Origin of the sequence: Shewanella sp. SP1S1-7 (genome assembly GCF_031932105.1) — a bacterium.
Classification (GTDB): Bacteria; Pseudomonadota; Gammaproteobacteria; order Enterobacterales; family Shewanellaceae; genus Shewanella; species Shewanella baltica.
Genome location: NZ_JAUOEU010000024.1, coordinates 17,678 through 33,685 on the forward strand (window position 1 = coordinate 17,678; position 16,008 = coordinate 33,685).

The following is a 16,008-nucleotide window of genomic DNA, read 5'->3' on the forward strand; positions in this document are numbered from 1 at the left end:
ATGATCAATCGGTCAAACCGAGTTCACGGGTCATGTTCTCGTTTCTATCTTGATGCACTATGACGTTATCTTCGATACGAATACCGCCAAAAGGCCTTAACTCATCAACCGTTTGCCAGTTGATCTGTTGGCGACGACTATCTTGTTTAAGCTCATTAAGCAGAGTATCGATAATGTATAACCCAGGTTCCATGGTCAGCACTTGGTTTGGCGCTAAAATGCGGGTGCAACGTAGGAATGGATGGGCCTCTGGCGCTGCAATATGAGTACCGCGTTCATCGTGGGAGAAGCCACCAACATCATGCACTTGTAGACCTAACATGTGACCTAAGCCATGGGGAAAGAAAGCACTGGTTATGCCTTGATCGACCAAACCTTGGGCATCACCTGTGGCTAAATTAAAATCCAATAGCATTTGCGCGACTTTAGCATGGGTGGCCAAGTGTAAATCGGGATAACGCACGCCTGGACGCATCATGTCGATAAGCTCTAGCTGTGCCTTGTTCATCGCAGTGATCAATTCATCGAAACGATTCTTCTCGAATGCATAGGTTCTGGTGATATCAGAGGCATAGCCAAAGTAACTCGCGCCGGCATCGATAAGAAATGACAAACGTTTCGCAGGGCTTTGGTGTTCAAGTGCGGTGTAATGCAAAATCGCCGCATTTTGGTTAAGGGCGATGATATTGCCATAGGGCACCTCATTCTCGCTCTGGCCAACTGCAGATAAATAGTGCTGCTGGATTTCGAACTCGCTCGCACCATTATAAAAGGCATTTTTAGCCGCCAAATGTCCCTGCACCGCAATTTGATTCGCGCGGCGCATGCATTCCAGCTCATATTCGGTTTTAGTGGTTCTGTGGTAATGCAAATAACTCATCACAGCATCGGGATTACGACTGGTAAAACCCAGCACTTCGGCCACATCTAAATGCTCACCTAAATAGGCCCAATTGGCGATATCTGTCGGTAAAAACTCAGCGACCTTATCAGCCTTGGTCAGCAGCTTAATATCGAAATACTCAGTCCAAAACATATCAGGCACATCAGACACTTTGTGCCAAAAATCCACAGGACGATAAAAAATCAGCTGCGGCTTATCACGGCCGTTAACCACTAACCAGCAATTCGGATTATCTAGCACTGGCAACCATGCCTTGAAGTGCGGGTTTGCCTTAAAGGGATAATTGATATCATCCAAAAACATCCGATGCGGCTGACCCGAATGGATCACTAAACCAGACAAGGCTTCTCGAGACAAAATCTCTGCGACTCGACGGTTTAACTCGGCAATATGGGCACGATAGTGATGAGCCAACTGATCCATTTGTCATCTCCTGCAATGAATAAAAGTTAATAATATGAGCCGAATTTGCTCACATATTCTTAATCTGATCATGAACAACAGATTCAATCAAAACACTAAACTGTCACTCAATCTAAAATACATGGCCGCTGAACAAAGAACATTAAAGCGATAACGTCATGATTATCTTTAATAGTTACGTTCAACCCTAGCATGGCCGCAGCGTTTAAACGTCTAAGGTAAACAGCCACAAAGACCTATTTATCCGCAAAGTGATTTAACGCATTCTAGGTGTTCTACACTCTGTGCAGTGTATCACAAAGGTGAAAAATCACTCTAGCCGACAAGAAATTAAACAGTCGTTTAAATTGGGTGTTGTAATTTATCGAATTTCGAAGCACACTGGCACACAACTGGTCAAATGATGGCCGAAGCTGCTGTGAGATAGAGAGTCGTACTAGCACCAACACATAATGGTGGGTATCACTTTTAAGCCAAAAGGAAGCAAGCAATGATCTACCAAAGTCCTACAATTCAGGTTGAGTTACTCGAGGATAATATTGCCAAGCTGTGCTTTAACGCACCCGGTTCGGTGAACAAATTCGACAGAGAAACCCTCGCCTCGCTCGATGCGGCATTAGACAGCATCAAGCAAGATTCCAATATCAAAGCGTTAGTGCTGACCTCAAGTAAAGATACCTTTATTGTGGGCGCCGACATTACCGAATTTTTAGGCCTGTTCGCACAAGATGACGCCGTATTGCTCTCTTGGGTTGAACAAGCCAACGCAGTCTTCAACAAACTCGAAGACTTGCCTTTCCCAACCGCATCAGCAATCAAAGGCTTTGCCTTAGGTGGCGGCTGTGAAACCATTCTGGCAACCGATTTCCGTATCGCAGATACCACAGCCAAAATCGGTTTACCTGAAACTAAACTCGGCATCATCCCAGGTTTTGGCGGCACAGTTCGCCTGCCACGTGTGATTGGTGCAGATAACGCACTTGAGTGGATCACCACAGGTAAAGACCAACGCGCTGAAGATGCACTGAAAGTCGGCGCTGTTGATGCCGTGGTTGCACCACAAGCGTTAGAAGCTGCTGCGATTCAAATGCTGAAAGATGCTGTAGCTGAAAAGCTGGATTGGCAAGCACGTCGTAACCGTAAACTGTCTGCGCTAACACTGCCAAAACTTGAAGCTATGATGTCATTCACCACAGCCAAAGGCATGGTGTTTGCAGTTGCGGGTAAACACTACCCTGCACCAATGGCTGCTGTAAGCGTAATTGAGCAAGCATCTACTAAAGGTCGTGCTGAAGCATTACAAATCGAACATCAAGCCTTTATCAAGCTGGCTAAAACTGACGTAGCTAAAGCACTTATCGGTATTTTCCTTAATGATCAATTTGTTAAAGGTAAAGCGAAGAAAGCTGGCAAGTTAGCAAAAGAAGTCAACAACGCGGCCGTATTAGGCGCAGGCATTATGGGCGGCGGCATCGCTTACCAAAGCGCCAGCAAAGGCACACCGATTGTCATGAAAGACATTGCCCAGCCAGCATTAGATTTAGGCCTCAATGAAGCCGCTAAACTGCTGTCTGCCCAAGTCGCCCGTGGCCGTTCAACGCCAGAAAAAATGGCCAAAGTGCTGAACAACATCACGCCTTCGTTAGATTATGCCGCGATTAAACACAGTGATGTTGTCGTTGAAGCCGTTGTTGAACATCCAAAAATCAAAGCACAGGTTTTAGCCGAAGTTGAAGGCTATGTGAGTGAAGATGCAATTATCGCGTCAAACACTTCAACGATTTCAATCAACTTGCTTGCTAAGAGCATGAAGAAACCTGAGCGTTTCTGCGGTATGCATTTCTTTAACCCTGTGCACAAAATGCCGTTGGTTGAAGTTATCCGTGGCGAGCACAGCTCCGAAGAAACCATCGCCTCTGTTGTGGCTTATGCCAGCAAAATGGGCAAGACCCCAATCGTTGTTAATGATTGCCCAGGCTTCTTCGTTAACCGCGTACTCTTCCCTTACTTTGCAGGCTTTAACGGCTTACTTGCCGAAGGTGGCGACTTTGCCGCAATCGATAAAGTGATGGAAAAACAATTCGGTTGGCCAATGGGTCCAGCTTACCTGCTCGACGTAGTCGGTTTAGACACAGGTCATCACGCCCAAGCTGTTATGGCTGAAGGTTTCCCTGATCGCATGGGTAAATCAGGCACTGACGCGATTGATGTGATGTTTGAGAACAAACGTCTTGGCCAGAAAAATGGTAAAGGTTTCTATGTCTATTCAGTCGATAGCCGTGGCAAGCCGAAGAAAGATGTCGATCCAACGAGCTACGGCCTATTGAAAGATGCCTTTGGCGAGTTAAAAGCCTTTGAAGCCGATGACATTATTGCCCGTACTATGATCCCTATGATCATCGAAACCGTGCGCTGTTTAGAAGAAGGTATTGTCGCATCGCCTGCCGAAGCGGATATGGGCCTAGTTTATGGCTTAGGTTTCCCGCCATTCAGAGGCGGCGTGTTCCGTTACTTGGATACCATGGGTGTCGCAAATTTTGTGGCCTTAGCAGACAAATACGCTCACTTGGGCGGTCTGTATCAAGTCACAGATGCGATGCGCACATTAGCAGCCAATAACGGTAGCTACTACCAAGCCTAATTAGCGGGAAAGGAATTTAATCATGAAACAAGCTGTTATCGTAGACTGCATCCGTACTCCGATGGGCCGCTCAAAGGCTGGCGTATTTCGTAATGTGCGTGCAGAAACTCTGTCTGCCGAATTAATGAAAGGTCTGTTGCTGCGTAACCCACAACTCGACCCAAACCTGATTGAAGACGTGATTTGGGGTTGTGTGCAACAAACCCTAGAGCAAGGCTTCAACATCGCCCGTAACGCTTCGCTATTAGCGGGCATTCCAAAGACTGCTGGCGCTGTGACGGTTAACCGCCTATGTGGTTCATCAATGGATGCTATCCACCAAGCTGCACGTGCAATTATGACTGGCATGGGCGACACTTTTATTATTGGTGGCGTAGAGCACATGGGCCATGTACCTATGAGCCATGGTGTCGACTTCCACCCAGGTCTTGCTAACAACGTGGCAAAAGCCTCTGGCATGATGGGTTTAACGGCTGAAATGCTGGGTAAACTGCACGGCATTACCCGTGAACAGCAAGATGCTTTTGCGGTACGTTCACACCAACGCGCTTATGCTGCAACGGTTGAAGGCCGCTTTGCTAAGGAAATCTATGGCATTGAAGGTCACGATGCTAACGGCGCCTTAATTAAAGTCCTGCAAGACGAAGTGATCCGCCCAGAAACCACAATGGAATCTTTGGCTGCACTGCGCCCCGTGTTTGATCCAGTAAACGGTACTGTGACTGCTGGTACTTCTTCTGCACTGTCTGATGGCGCCTCAGCCATGTTGATCATGGAAGAATCTAAAGCGCGTGCACTTGGCTTACCAATTCGTGCACGCATTCGCTCTATGGCGGTTGCAGGTTGTGACGCGGCTATTATGGGTTACGGCCCAGTGCCAGCCACGCAAAAAGCACTGGCTCGCGCTGGTATCACAGTTGCCGATTTAGATGTGATTGAACTTAACGAAGCGTTTGCTGCTCAGTCTTTACCTTGTGTGAAAGATTTAGGTTTAGCAGATGTGGTTGATGACAAAATCAACCTCAACGGCGGCGCAATTGCACTAGGTCACCCACTGGGTTGTTCAGGCGCTCGTATCTCTACGACGCTGATCAACTTAATGGAAGACAAAGACGCGACCTTAGGGTTAGCGACCATGTGTATTGGTTTAGGCCAAGGTATCGCCACTGTATTCGAACGCGTTTAATTCGTTACTCGAATAATTTCAAAGCCGGAACTTGTTCCGGCTTTTTTATACCAAATTTTCTGCCAGCGTAAATATTAATATTTCTCATATCTTCTGCTGTTCATTTGAAAATCAGTCCGTTATCAACTTAACTACAAGGGCATCACTGGCTATTGTGGACGACAACAGGCAAGCAATCATCAGCCAAATCTAGGCAGTGTAGTGCAAGGATGCAATTCGTTGTTTTACAAGAGGAATGCCTGATGCTACAAACGGAACAGACCCTTTTCGAACAAATGCGGATCACTGAGCTGGAGATCGAGTCTCGTAAGGCGCTCTTCTCTTTTACTGAGGCGGACGTAAAGGCCCTGCAATCCTTTAAGCCCATCATTGAAGAAAACATCGATAAAATCGTCGATGACTTTTATGGCTTACAAACCAGCGTGTCAGAAATTGCGCTGCTGATCGGAGACTCAGACACCCTTGCCCGCTTACGCCGCACAGAGAAGGTATGTGCTTGATTTATTTAATGGTGTTTATGATCTTGAGTACGTAAACAATCGCCTGCGGATTGGGTTAGTCCATAAACGCATTGGTGTTGAGCCTAAGCTTTACCTGTCTGCGGTACACACACTAAAAGAGCTTATCTACGCCGTGATCAACTGTTCAGTGCAAGATACACATCAAGGCGAATGTATCCGTGTCGCGATTGATAAACTGGTGCTGTTTGATGTCACGTTAGTATTCGATACTTATATTCGCAGCTTAGTATCCGAAATTGAGAACGCTAAGGATAAAGCCGAAAAATATGCCCAAAGCATGGAAAGCAAAGTCAAAGAGCGGACGCAGCAGCTTGAAGAACTGTCGCAAACCGATCCCTTAACAGGCCTGCTCAACGTTAGGCATTTACAAGAAACGGCAACGCGCATACTCAGGGCCGCCCAAAGGCGTGCCGAACCCGTCAGCGTGATCTACTTAGACGTAGATGATTTTAAGTCATTCAACGACACCCAAGGCCATAGATCTGGGGATGAAGTACTGCGCGCTGTAGCAAAAGCGATTAAAGAAATCACTCGTGCCGAGGATCATTGCTTTCGATATGGTGGAGATGAGTTCTGTATCATTATGCCTAACTGCCGTGAAGAACAAGCTCGGGATAATTTCATCACTCGATTCAATCAAAAAATAAAACTCAGTTTAAACAATATTTCCTTAAGCTTTGGCATTATTGATACAGGGCCCTACGAATATGAAGAAGCCAATAGCTTAATTCATAAAGCCGATCAGCGAATGTATAGCTACAAACGTGCGTCCAAACAGCAGCAACAAACTATGGCGGCAGCAAATGATTTAGCACCTGAGAATAGTACAGCTGATGTCCATTCAATCTCTCAATCTCAAAGCGTTGATAAAGCCGTCGAGTAATTTTTAAACCCATTCGTCATCATGTTCCACGTGGAACATTCTATATCTAACATTCGTATTGATAGAACACATCAATAAAACCAGATCACAAATTAAAACCGCCAACTTGGTTTATCATGGGGGCTGGAGTAACATTAGCTAATTCTGCTTAACCGTTCAGTAGAGGTAATATGAACGACGCTTTCTCAACCGCACAGCATAGACTCGATGCTCTTGGTTTACGCTGCCCAGAGCCTGTAATGATGGTGCGTAAAACCGTAAGACAAATGGCTGCCGGCGAGACACTGCTGATCATTGCCGATGACCCTGCGACGACGCGCGATATTCCGAGCTTTTGTGAGTTTATGGATCACACCTTAATTGCCAGTGAAACCACGCAAACGCCATATCAATATTTGATCAAAAAAGGACTTTAAGTCGTATCGTTAACGACTTACTCATAAAACAAAGGATATGAGAAACTATGCCAAAACTGCTGGCGATTGCCTATAAAACTGTAAAACGCGGCCCAATGAATGAAGTTCTCTGTGCCAATGTCACCCAACTCAGTGGCGTAGAGAAAGATGTGTTTGGTCGCCCAGGCAAACGCCAAGTCACTGTGCTTTCCAAACTTCAGTGGCAACAGGCCTGTAATAGTATCGAGGCAGATTTACCATGGACGACTCGCAGAGCAAATCTGCTGGTTGATGATCTCGTATTTAGTAGTGCCGATGTTGGTAAACATTTACAGATCGGCGAGTTGCGACTTGAAATAACGGGTGAAACCGATCCCTGTAAAAAGATGGAAATAGCGCATATCGGTTTAGAGGCCGCGCTCAGGCCAGATTGGCGAGGTGGTGTAACCTGCCGAGTATTGAATGATGCCATGATCCACTTAGGCGATGAGATCACTCTGGTGAATCCAAGCTAATTTTATTCCCAGCGAGTCAGCCACTCTTAGTTAAATCTCCATACTCCTCAGTAAATAGAACCAATTGACTTGGTTCTACTTCTGCTATGCCCGCTTTCTTATCTATATCGCCGTTACTTTTCCATTCCCTCGGTCATCAATTGAAACAGTATTTACGTGTTCCTTCTTCCCTATTTATGCGATAACTAGACTAAGTATTAACAAAAGTTCATCTTAAAATTAATACCACTCAAGCAGTCCATAAGAACGATAACAGGAAGTGACATGTTGAAATCTAAACTTACCCCGCTTTATATCGCCCTCGCTCTAGGGATGAATACCCTCGCCGTTAACGCAGCAGAAACTAAGGAGGCCGAATGGAATGTTAACGCTCCAGCGAATGCCCCCTTAGAGCAAGTCAAAATTGACGTTAATGAAGGCACTTGGATGAACCTTAGTGTCAGTCCAGATGGCAAGCATATCGTCTTCGACTTACTCGGCGACATTTATCAAATCCCAGTATCAGGCGGTGAAGCTAAGCCATTAGCCCAAGGTATTGCTTGGCAGATGCAGCCCGTCTATAGCCCAGATGGCAAACACATCGCATTTACCTCGGATGGCGATGGTGGCGATAACATTTGGATCATGGATGCTGATGGCAGCAATCCACGAACTGTCACCCAAGAAACATTCAGGCTGCTAAACAGTCCCGCTTGGAGCCCTGACTCTCAGTATCTTGTTGCACGTAAGCATTTTACCGCCAGCCGCAGTTTAGGTGCGGGTGAAGTGTGGCTATACCACGTAGCTGGCGGCGAAGGCGTAAAACTAACTGAACGCCCAAATGATCAGAAAGATTTAGGCGAACCCGCGTACTCGCCCGATGGCCGTTATATCTACTTTAGCCAAGATGATACGCCAGGCAAAACATTCCATTATTCAAAGGACTCAGTTAACGGTATCTACAAAATCAAACGTTATGATACCCAAACCGGTGACATTGAAATTTTAATTGAAGGTACCGGTGGCGCAATTCGACCAACCCCGAGTCCTGATGGCACTAAGCTCGCCTATATAAAGCGCGATGATTTTAATTCATCACTCTACCTACTCGACCTCAAGTCTGGTGAAACCACTAAACTGTTTGGCGAACTAGACCGTGATATGCAAGAGACTTGGGCGATTCATGGCGTCTATCCAACAATGGCATGGACTCAAGATAACAAGGATATATTCTTCTGGGCGAAGGGAAAGATTAACCGCCTGAATGTTGCCAGCAAAACACTCACAGATATCCCCTTTAGCGTAAAAACTGAGTTAGCAGTACAACCCTCAGTGCGCTTTAAGCAAGATATAGATAAAGATGTTTTCGATGTCAAAATGCTACGTATGGCGCAGGTCTCTCCCGATGGCAGTAAAGTGGCCTTCGAAGCGCTGGGTAAGATTTGGTTAAAATCATTACCCGATGGAAAAATGTCGCGCTTAACTGAACTCAATAATGGAATTGAAGAACTGTTTCCACAATGGTCCCGCGATGGCAAAAATATTGTTTTCACTACTTGGAATGACCAAGAACAAGGAACAGTGCAAGTCATTAGTGCCAAAGGTGGCAAACCTAAGCCGCTAACATCTGAGCCAGGAAAGTACGTAGAACCCACCTTTTCACCCGATGGTGAACTTGTGGTGTATCGTAAAACCCAAGGCGGTAACCTCACACCAAGAACTTGGTCGCAGGAGCCTGGACTATATAAAGTCGATATCAAAGGCAAACAAAATAAGAAAATCAGTGCCGATGGCTACCAAGCTCAATTCGGTGCCAATGCCGATCGCGTCTTTTTTATGAATAGCAGCGAAGATGAAACGCCACAGTTATCATCTATCAACTTAGATGGCTTCGATAAACGGGTTCATTACAGCAGTAAGCATGCGACTGAGTTTAGGGTTTCACCCGATGGTGAGCAACTTGCCTTCGCTGAACGCTTTAAGGTTTGGGTGACGCCTTTTGCTAAACACGGTGAAACAGTTGAGATTGGACCCAATGCCAACAATCTACCCGTAAGCCAATTGAGTGTCCGTGCGGGTGAAAGTATCAGTTGGAACAGTAAAAGCAACCAACTGTATTGGACGCTTGGTCCCGAACTTTATCAAGCCAAGGTTGATACTCAATATCTCAATAAAGATGAAAAAGCTCAACCAAGTATTATCAATTTAGGCTTTACCGAAAGGGCCGATGTTCCACGTGGAACAATCGCCTTCATCGGTGGCAAAGTGATTACAATGGAAAATGACCAAGTCATCAATAATGGCGTGGTCATAGTCAAAGACAATCATATTGTCGCCGTTGGTGATGCCAATATCGCGATTCCAAAAGATGCACAGATCATCGACATCAAAGGAAAATCGATCATGCCAGGGCTATTCGATGCCCACGCCCATGGACCGCAAGCAGATGATGAAATTGTGCCACAACAGAACTGGGCGCTGTATTCCGGTTTATCTTTGGGTGTCACCACTATTCACGATCCCTCGAATGACACGACTGAGATTTTTGCAGCTTCCGAACAACAAAAAGCAGGACACATAGTTGGCCCACGTATTTTCTCTACTGGTACCATATTGTATGGTGCCAATGCGCCTGGCTACACATCGCACATAGACTCCCTCGATGATGCCAAGTTTCATCTTGAACGTCTGAAAAAAGTCGGGGCGTTTAGCGTAAAAAGCTACAACCAACCGCGCCGAAATCAGAGGCAGCAAGTCATCGCTGCCGCACGTGAACTTGAAATGATGGTCGTGCCTGAAGGTGGCAGTTTGCTGCAACATAATTTAAGCATGGTCGCCGATGGACATACTACGATTGAGCACTCGCTCCCCGTTAGTTCAATCTATAACGATATCAAACAGTTTTGGAGCCAGACTCAAGTTGGTTACACGCCAACCTTAGTGGTCGCCTATGGTGGTATTTCTGGTGAAAACTACTGGTATGATAAAACCGATGTATGGGCCCATCCACGCCTATCCATGTATGTACCAGCCGATATTTTACAAGCAAGATCAATGCGACGCCCCCATGCTCCAGATAGCCACTACAATCATTTCAATGTTGCTAAGGTGGCTAACGAGCTCAATAAGTTAGGTGTTCATCCTAATATCGGCGCCCACGGCCAACGTGAGGGTTTAGCGGCACACTGGGAAATGTGGATGTTTGCCCAAGGCGGCATGAGCAATATGGAAGTGTTGAAAACGGCCACCATTAATCCAGCGACGACCTTTGGCATGGAGCTGCAACTCGGTTCTATCAAAGAAGGTAAGCTCGCAGACTTGATCGTTATTGATGGTGATCCATTAGCCGACATTCGAGTCACCGACAAAGTCACTCATACTATGGTCAATGGTAAGTTATTTGATGCAGAGACTATGAATGAACTAAATGGGGATAAAGCACAGCGTAAGCCGTTTTTCTTTGAGAAAATCTAAGTTCGACCTCAAGGCAAAATGAAATTGTCGCTTTTCTATAAGGCCATTTAGACTTTATAAGAGGGATGACTAACTCCTGCGAATAACAAAAAGCATGTTCCACATGGAACATGCTTTTTTATCGCTAGGCTTCTAATACCACGACAAGTCCCAACCCCTACTTCAACATAGGCAAGCTCTGCGATTAATGTTACTCGTGGTTATGCAGTCCGGCACAAGAATCGACACAGGCCTGATAAGCAATACACTCGACAAGGTGATCGTTCACCATACCCACAGCCTGCATAAAGGCATAACAAATGGTTGGGCCGACAAAATTGAATCCGAGTTTCTTCAACGCTTTTGACATAGCTTCAGATTCTGGTGTTTGTGCAGGAACCTGCGACATTGCCGTAATCTGATTAACTATGGGTTTTCCGCCCACAAAGCTCCATAAAAATGCAGAGAAATCCTTCCCATCGGCAGTATAGGCTAAATAACCTTTAGCATTCTTGATGATAGAGTTCACCTTCAAGCGATTGCGCACTATACCGGGATTCAACATGAGCTCCTCAACTTTCGCCTCATCAAAAGTCGCAATAATCTCAGGTTCAAAATTAGCAAAGGCCTGTTCATAGTTTTGTTGCTTCTTCAGGATAGTTATCCAAGATAATCCGGCCTGTTGACCATCTAAACACAACTTAGCAAACAGCTCCTTTGGATCATAAACAGGTCGCCCCCACACTTTGTCGTGATACTCACGATACAAGGGATCATCACTTACCCAGCCACAGCGGATCTCTTCCATGACATATAACCTTATCGTTTTAATTAAGAAGGTAAAAAATAACCTACATAAGCAGATATCTACAAGGTATAATCGAACCCATTTTCTATTCAGGCTGACGGCAGTAGACAAGTAGACATGACGACAAAACACGACGTAAAAACATTTCAGGGTTTCATTCTCACCCTGCAGGAATATTGGGCACAGCAAGGCTGTGCAATCGTTCAACCTCTAGATATGGAAGTCGGTGCGGGTACATTCCACCCACAAACTTTCCTACGTTCTTTAGGACCTGAACCTATGAGCAGTGCCTATGTGCAGCCATCGCGCCGCCCTACAGATGGTCGTTACGGTGAAAACCCTAACCGTCTGCAGCACTACTACCAGTTCCAAGTCGTGTTGAAGCCTTCACCTGACAATATTCAAGAGCTATATTTAGGCTCACTGCAAGCACTGGGTATTGATACTCAAATCCACGATATCCGCTTTGTAGAAGATAACTGGGAATCACCAACATTAGGTGCTTGGGGCTTAGGCTGGGAAGTCTGGCTTAACGGTATGGAAGTGACTCAGTTTACTTACTTCCAACAGGTCGGCGGTATCGAATGCAGCCCAGTCACAGGTGAAATCACCTATGGCCTAGAGCGTCTGGCCATGTATATCCAAGGCGTTGATAGCGTTTATGATCTCGTATGGACCGATGGTCCACTGGGCCGAATCACCTATGGCGATGTGTTCCATCAAAACGAAGTCGAGCAATCGACCTATAACTTCGAGCACGCCGATGTGGACTTTATGTTCACCCTGTTCGATCAGTGCGAAAAAATGTGTCAGCATTTATTGTCGCTAGAAAAACCTTTACCTCTGCCCGCCTACGAGCAAGTGATGAAAGCCTCACACGCCTTCAACCTGCTCGATGCCCGCCATGCCATTTCAGTTACTGAGCGCCAACGCTACATCTTACGCGTTCGTACTATGGCGAAAGCGGTCGCTGAATCTTATTATCAGGCACGCGAAGCGCTTGGCTTCCCAATGTGTAAGTAGAGGTAAAAACATGAATTTTGAAAACTTACTCATAGAGTTAGGTACGGAAGAATTACCCCCTAAGTCACTGCGTAAACTGGCTGAATCCTTTTTAGCTAACTTTACTGAAGAACTCACCAAAGCCGATTTAGCGTTCAGCTCAGCCGTTTGGTACGCAGCGCCACGTCGTCTAGCAATTAACGTCACTGAACTTGCCCTTGCACAAGCTGACAAAGTCGTTGAAAAACGCGGCCCAGCTGTGAGTTCAGCATTCGATGCTGAAGGCAAACCGACTAAAGCCGCTGAAGGTTGGGCACGTGGTAATGGCATTACCGTTGAGCAAGCCGAACGTTTAGTTACAGATAAAGGCGAATGGTTAGTCCATAACGCCAAAGTTGAGGGCGTCGAAACCAAAAGTTTGATCGCTGCTATGGCTCAACGTGCACTCGATAAATTGCCCATTCCTAAGCCAATGCGTTGGGGCAATAATAAAACCCAATTTATTCGCCCTGTGCACACAGCAACTATGTTGTTAGGCAGTGAGTTGATTGAAGGTGAATTGCTGGGTATCAAATCGGCACGCACTGTTCGCGGTCACCGCTTTATGGGGCTCAAGCAGTTTGAATTAGCACACGCTGATCATTACCTTGCCGACCTAAAAGAAAAAGGCAAAGTCATCGCCGATTACGAAAGCCGTAAAGCATTAATCAAAGCCGATGCCGAAAAAGCCGCCGCTAAGATTGGTGGCACAGCCGATATCGAAGATAGCCTGCTGGAAGAGGTCACCTCTTTGGTTGAATGGCCAGTAGTATTGACCGCCAGCTTCGAAGAAAAATTCTTAAGTGTACCGTCTGAAGCTTTGGTCTATACCATGAAAGGCGACCAAAAATACTTCCCAGTCTTTGATAATGCAGGCAAGTTACTGCCAAACTTTATCTTTGTGGCCAATATCGAATCTAAAGATCCCGCGCAAATTATCTCAGGTAACGAGAAAGTCGTTCGCCCACGTTTGGCTGATGCTGAGTTCTTTTTTAATACCGATAAAAAACACACGCTGGAATCACGTTTACCTAGCTTAGAAACCGTCCTGTTCCAACAGCAGCTCGGTACCTTAAAAGACAAAGTGAATCGTATTTCTGCCCTAGCCGCCTTTATTGCCGAGCAAACTGGCGCGAATGCGGTTGATGCAGCTCGTGCAGGTTTGTTATCTAAAACCGATTTGATGACCAATATGGTGATGGAGTTTACCGACACTCAAGGCACTATGGGCATGCACTACGCCCGCCTCGATGGTGAAACCGAAGCCGTTGCGGTTGCAATGGAAGAGCAATACAAGCCTAAGTTCTCTGGCGATACAGTGCCTAGTGCTGGCGTATCTTGCGCTGTCGCATTAGCAGATAAGCTCGACACCTTAGTCGGCATCTTTGGTATTGGCCAAGCACCAAAAGGCGCTGCCGATCCCTTTGCCCTACGCCGTGCCGCCATCGGTGTGCTGCGTATTATCGTTGAGAACAAACTGCCACTGGACTTAGTAACGCTGATAGCTAAAGCTCAGGAGCTCCACGGTACTAACTTAAGCAACGCAAACGCTGCAGAGGAAGTACTTGAATTCTTAATGGCACGCTTCCGCGCTTGGTATCAAGATAAAGGTATTGGTGTTGATGTGATCTTAGCAGTGCTAGCACGTCGCCCAACACGCCCAGCTGATTTTGATAGTCGTATCAATGCGGTATCACACTTTAGAAGCCTAGAAGCTTCTGGCGCACTTGCAGCAGCGAACAAACGTGTATCCAACATTCTGGCTAAGGTTGAAGGCGCTTTACCGACAAGGATCAATGCAAGTTTGTTGACCGAAGCCGCAGAGCAAGCATTAGCGGCCAAGTTGAACGAGCTACAACCACAGTTGGCACCTTTATTTGCCAATGCAGATTACCAACAAGCCTTAACTTTGTTAGCTGGCCTGCGTGAAAGCGTGGATCAGTTTTTCGAAGATGTAATGGTTATGGCGGATGATGAAGCTTTGAAAAACAATCGTTTAGCATTGTTGAATAACCTACGCGAGCAGTTCCTGCACGTCGCGGATATATCACTACTGCAATAACGATACTAAGGTTTATAAAATTATCGCTTTATAAAAAAACGCGCTTCATAGCGCGTTTTTTATTGTCCTGATTTCTTATACCAAACGTATTAAATTGCCCAATCAAAACTGCGTCAGTTTTTGATATAAGCCATCAAATTGAGTTTGATCTAAGTTAACTTGCTGCAGTAAATTCGCCAGTATCTCAGGGGACAATTGCCCTGCTTGATGCAGCATAGAAATCTCACTGATCACATTCGCCCGCCATACCACAGCGGCGAGCCCAGCTTGCGGACGCGAGTTTACACTGGCGAGCTTGTCTAATTCTGTTTCAAAGGTATTGGGTAACTGCCAATGCTTAGCGAGCAATGAACTTAAGGTTAACGATTTCGTCGTCATCACTTGTCTAAATAATCCAGAATTAGGCTGCTCTCCCGGCTCCGCCAGCACAAACGCATCGAGGAGCATTTTGAAAATGGCCAGCTTGCCGACATCATGCAATAAGCCCAATAAAAAAGCCGTATCTTGATCTTCATCGCTTAACTCACTGGCAAGAAAAGCAACCTGCATCGAATGGCGCCAAATTTCAGCCCCAAAACGACGAAAATAGATTGGTTTGATATCCAACATTTCACGCACTAAACAAGTGGTGACAAATTTTCTCAACTGTTCGCGGCCAAGCTGTACCAAAGCCTGCTGTAAACTGGTGATATCCCTATCGCTACGTTTAAACGCGGGAGAATTACACAGCTTAAGCACCTCCACACTCAATAAAGGATCTCGCTCGATAAGCGCTAATAGATCCTTAATATCAAATTGTGGGTCGGACAATTTACGATCTAACTCCAATACCTTTGACGGCAGCTTTAACACTTTTTCGGCGATGACTTGTGGCGACGCTAAGGCCTGCTCTATCTCCGCCATGACTCTACGTTCAAGATTATTCGCTACACCGCCAGTGTCCTTAACCCGTGTCGGAAATAACAAACTATAAAAGAGTGCAGATAAATCGACAGATACCACGCTAATGTCTTCGAGAGGTTTAGCTGGCTTTAGTGCAGGTTCAAGCGGCTTACCTAAGTCCGTCGTTGAAAAACTTTTGGGTCTCTCAACGGTCGTCGTATCGCGAATATTAAAGAGTTTATTAAAAAGTGATTTAATCAAGAAGCATCAACCTGTCATTATAAATAATTGTTAAAAAGTCAGTTAAATATTGCC

Annotated in this window: 10 protein-coding genes and 1 pseudogene; 8 read left to right on the forward strand and 3 right to left on the reverse strand. The window is 45.8% G+C overall.

Features of this window, described 5'->3' with window-relative positions; genetic code table 11:
* Positions 1-4: 4 nt before the first annotated feature.
* Positions 5-1,327 carry a Xaa-Pro dipeptidase gene (gene pepQ, locus Q4Q49_RS16615; protein WP_311999896.1) on the reverse strand — a complete coding sequence of 441 codons (1,323 nt, stop codon included), beginning with the start codon at positions 1,325-1,327 and terminating at the stop codon, positions 5-7.
* Between the two features lie 490 nt (positions 1,328-1,817).
* On the opposite strand from pepQ, the gene fadB reads away from it, so the two are divergent.
* The 6 genes and pseudogenes from fadB (at position 1,818) to Q4Q49_RS16650 (ending at position 10,921) form a co-directional block, all read left to right on the forward strand.
* Positions 1,818-3,968 (forward strand): fatty acid oxidation complex subunit alpha FadB, encoded by a 2,151-nt coding sequence (fadB, locus tag Q4Q49_RS16620; RefSeq protein WP_063883865.1) that lies wholly within the window; start codon positions 1,818-1,820, stop codon positions 3,966-3,968.
* 22 nt (positions 3,969-3,990) lie between these two features.
* Entirely contained in the window at positions 3,991-5,154 is a 1,164-nt protein-coding gene (gene fadA, locus Q4Q49_RS16625) for an acetyl-CoA C-acyltransferase FadA (RefSeq protein WP_006083808.1), read from the forward strand.
* Positions 5,155-5,396: 242 nt separating this feature from the next.
* Positions 5,397-6,558: pseudogene (locus tag Q4Q49_RS22200) on the forward strand (diguanylate cyclase domain-containing protein).
* Positions 6,559-6,728: 170 nt separating this feature from the next.
* Positions 6,729-6,974 carry a sulfurtransferase TusA gene (gene tusA / locus Q4Q49_RS16640; protein ID WP_006083810.1) on the forward strand — a complete coding sequence of 82 codons (246 nt, stop codon included), beginning with the start codon at positions 6,729-6,731 and terminating at the stop codon, positions 6,972-6,974.
* 47 nt (positions 6,975-7,021) lie between these two features.
* Positions 7,022-7,468, forward strand: coding sequence for an MOSC domain-containing protein (locus tag Q4Q49_RS16645; RefSeq protein WP_311999897.1), 447 nt, complete (start codon positions 7,022-7,024; stop codon positions 7,466-7,468).
* 264 nt (positions 7,469-7,732) lie between these two features.
* Positions 7,733-10,921: an amidohydrolase family protein gene (locus Q4Q49_RS16650; RefSeq protein ID WP_311999898.1), complete on the forward strand. Its 3,189-nt coding sequence runs from the start codon at positions 7,733-7,735 to the stop codon at positions 10,919-10,921.
* 190 nt (positions 10,922-11,111) lie between these two features.
* Here Q4Q49_RS16650 and Q4Q49_RS16655 read toward each other — a convergent pair whose 3' ends face one another.
* Positions 11,112-11,708: a DNA-3-methyladenine glycosylase I gene (locus tag Q4Q49_RS16655; RefSeq protein WP_011918265.1), complete on the reverse strand. Its 597-nt coding sequence runs from the start codon at positions 11,706-11,708 to the stop codon at positions 11,112-11,114.
* A gap of 117 nt (positions 11,709-11,825) precedes the next feature.
* Here Q4Q49_RS16655 and glyQ point away from each other — a divergent pair, with 117 nt between their 5' ends.
* Together glyQ and glyS are read left to right on the forward strand one after the other, a co-directional pair.
* On the forward strand, positions 11,826-12,731 hold the full coding sequence (gene glyQ / locus Q4Q49_RS16660; protein WP_219235734.1) for a glycine--tRNA ligase subunit alpha: 906 nt from the start codon (positions 11,826-11,828) through the stop codon (positions 12,729-12,731).
* A gap of 10 nt (positions 12,732-12,741) precedes the next feature.
* Positions 12,742-14,811: a glycine--tRNA ligase subunit beta gene (gene glyS / locus Q4Q49_RS16665; protein ID WP_311999899.1), complete on the forward strand. Its 2,070-nt coding sequence runs from the start codon at positions 12,742-12,744 to the stop codon at positions 14,809-14,811.
* A 102-nt stretch (positions 14,812-14,913) separates the two neighbouring features.
* Here glyS and Q4Q49_RS16670 read toward each other — a convergent pair whose 3' ends face one another.
* Entirely contained in the window at positions 14,914-15,954 is a 1,041-nt protein-coding gene (locus Q4Q49_RS16670; RefSeq protein WP_311999900.1) for an HDOD domain-containing protein, read from the reverse strand.
* Positions 15,955-16,008: the final 54 nt, after the last annotated feature.

Bases quoted from the DNA above. Each gene is read 5' to 3' on its own strand.
- Q4Q49_RS16655 (WP_011918265.1), bottom strand. From the start codon at position 11,708: ATGGAAGAGATCCGCTGTGGCTGGGTAAGTGATGATCCCTTGTATCGT.
- Q4Q49_RS16650 (WP_311999898.1), top strand. From the start codon at position 7,733: ATGTTGAAATCTAAACTTACCCCGCTTTATATCGCCCTCGCTCTAGGG.
- pepQ (WP_311999896.1), bottom strand. From the start codon at position 1,327: ATGGATCAGTTGGCTCATCACTATCGTGCCCATATTGCCGAGTTAAAC.
- glyS (WP_311999899.1), top strand. From the start codon at position 12,742: ATGAATTTTGAAAACTTACTCATAGAGTTAGGTACGGAAGAATTACCC.
- fadA (WP_006083808.1), top strand. From the start codon at position 3,991: ATGAAACAAGCTGTTATCGTAGACTGCATCCGTACTCCGATGGGCCGC.
- Q4Q49_RS16645 (WP_311999897.1), top strand. From the start codon at position 7,022: ATGCCAAAACTGCTGGCGATTGCCTATAAAACTGTAAAACGCGGCCCA.
- fadB (WP_063883865.1), top strand. From the start codon at position 1,818: ATGATCTACCAAAGTCCTACAATTCAGGTTGAGTTACTCGAGGATAAT.
- glyQ (WP_219235734.1), top strand. From the start codon at position 11,826: ATGACGACAAAACACGACGTAAAAACATTTCAGGGTTTCATTCTCACC.
- tusA (WP_006083810.1), top strand. From the start codon at position 6,729: ATGAACGACGCTTTCTCAACCGCACAGCATAGACTCGATGCTCTTGGT.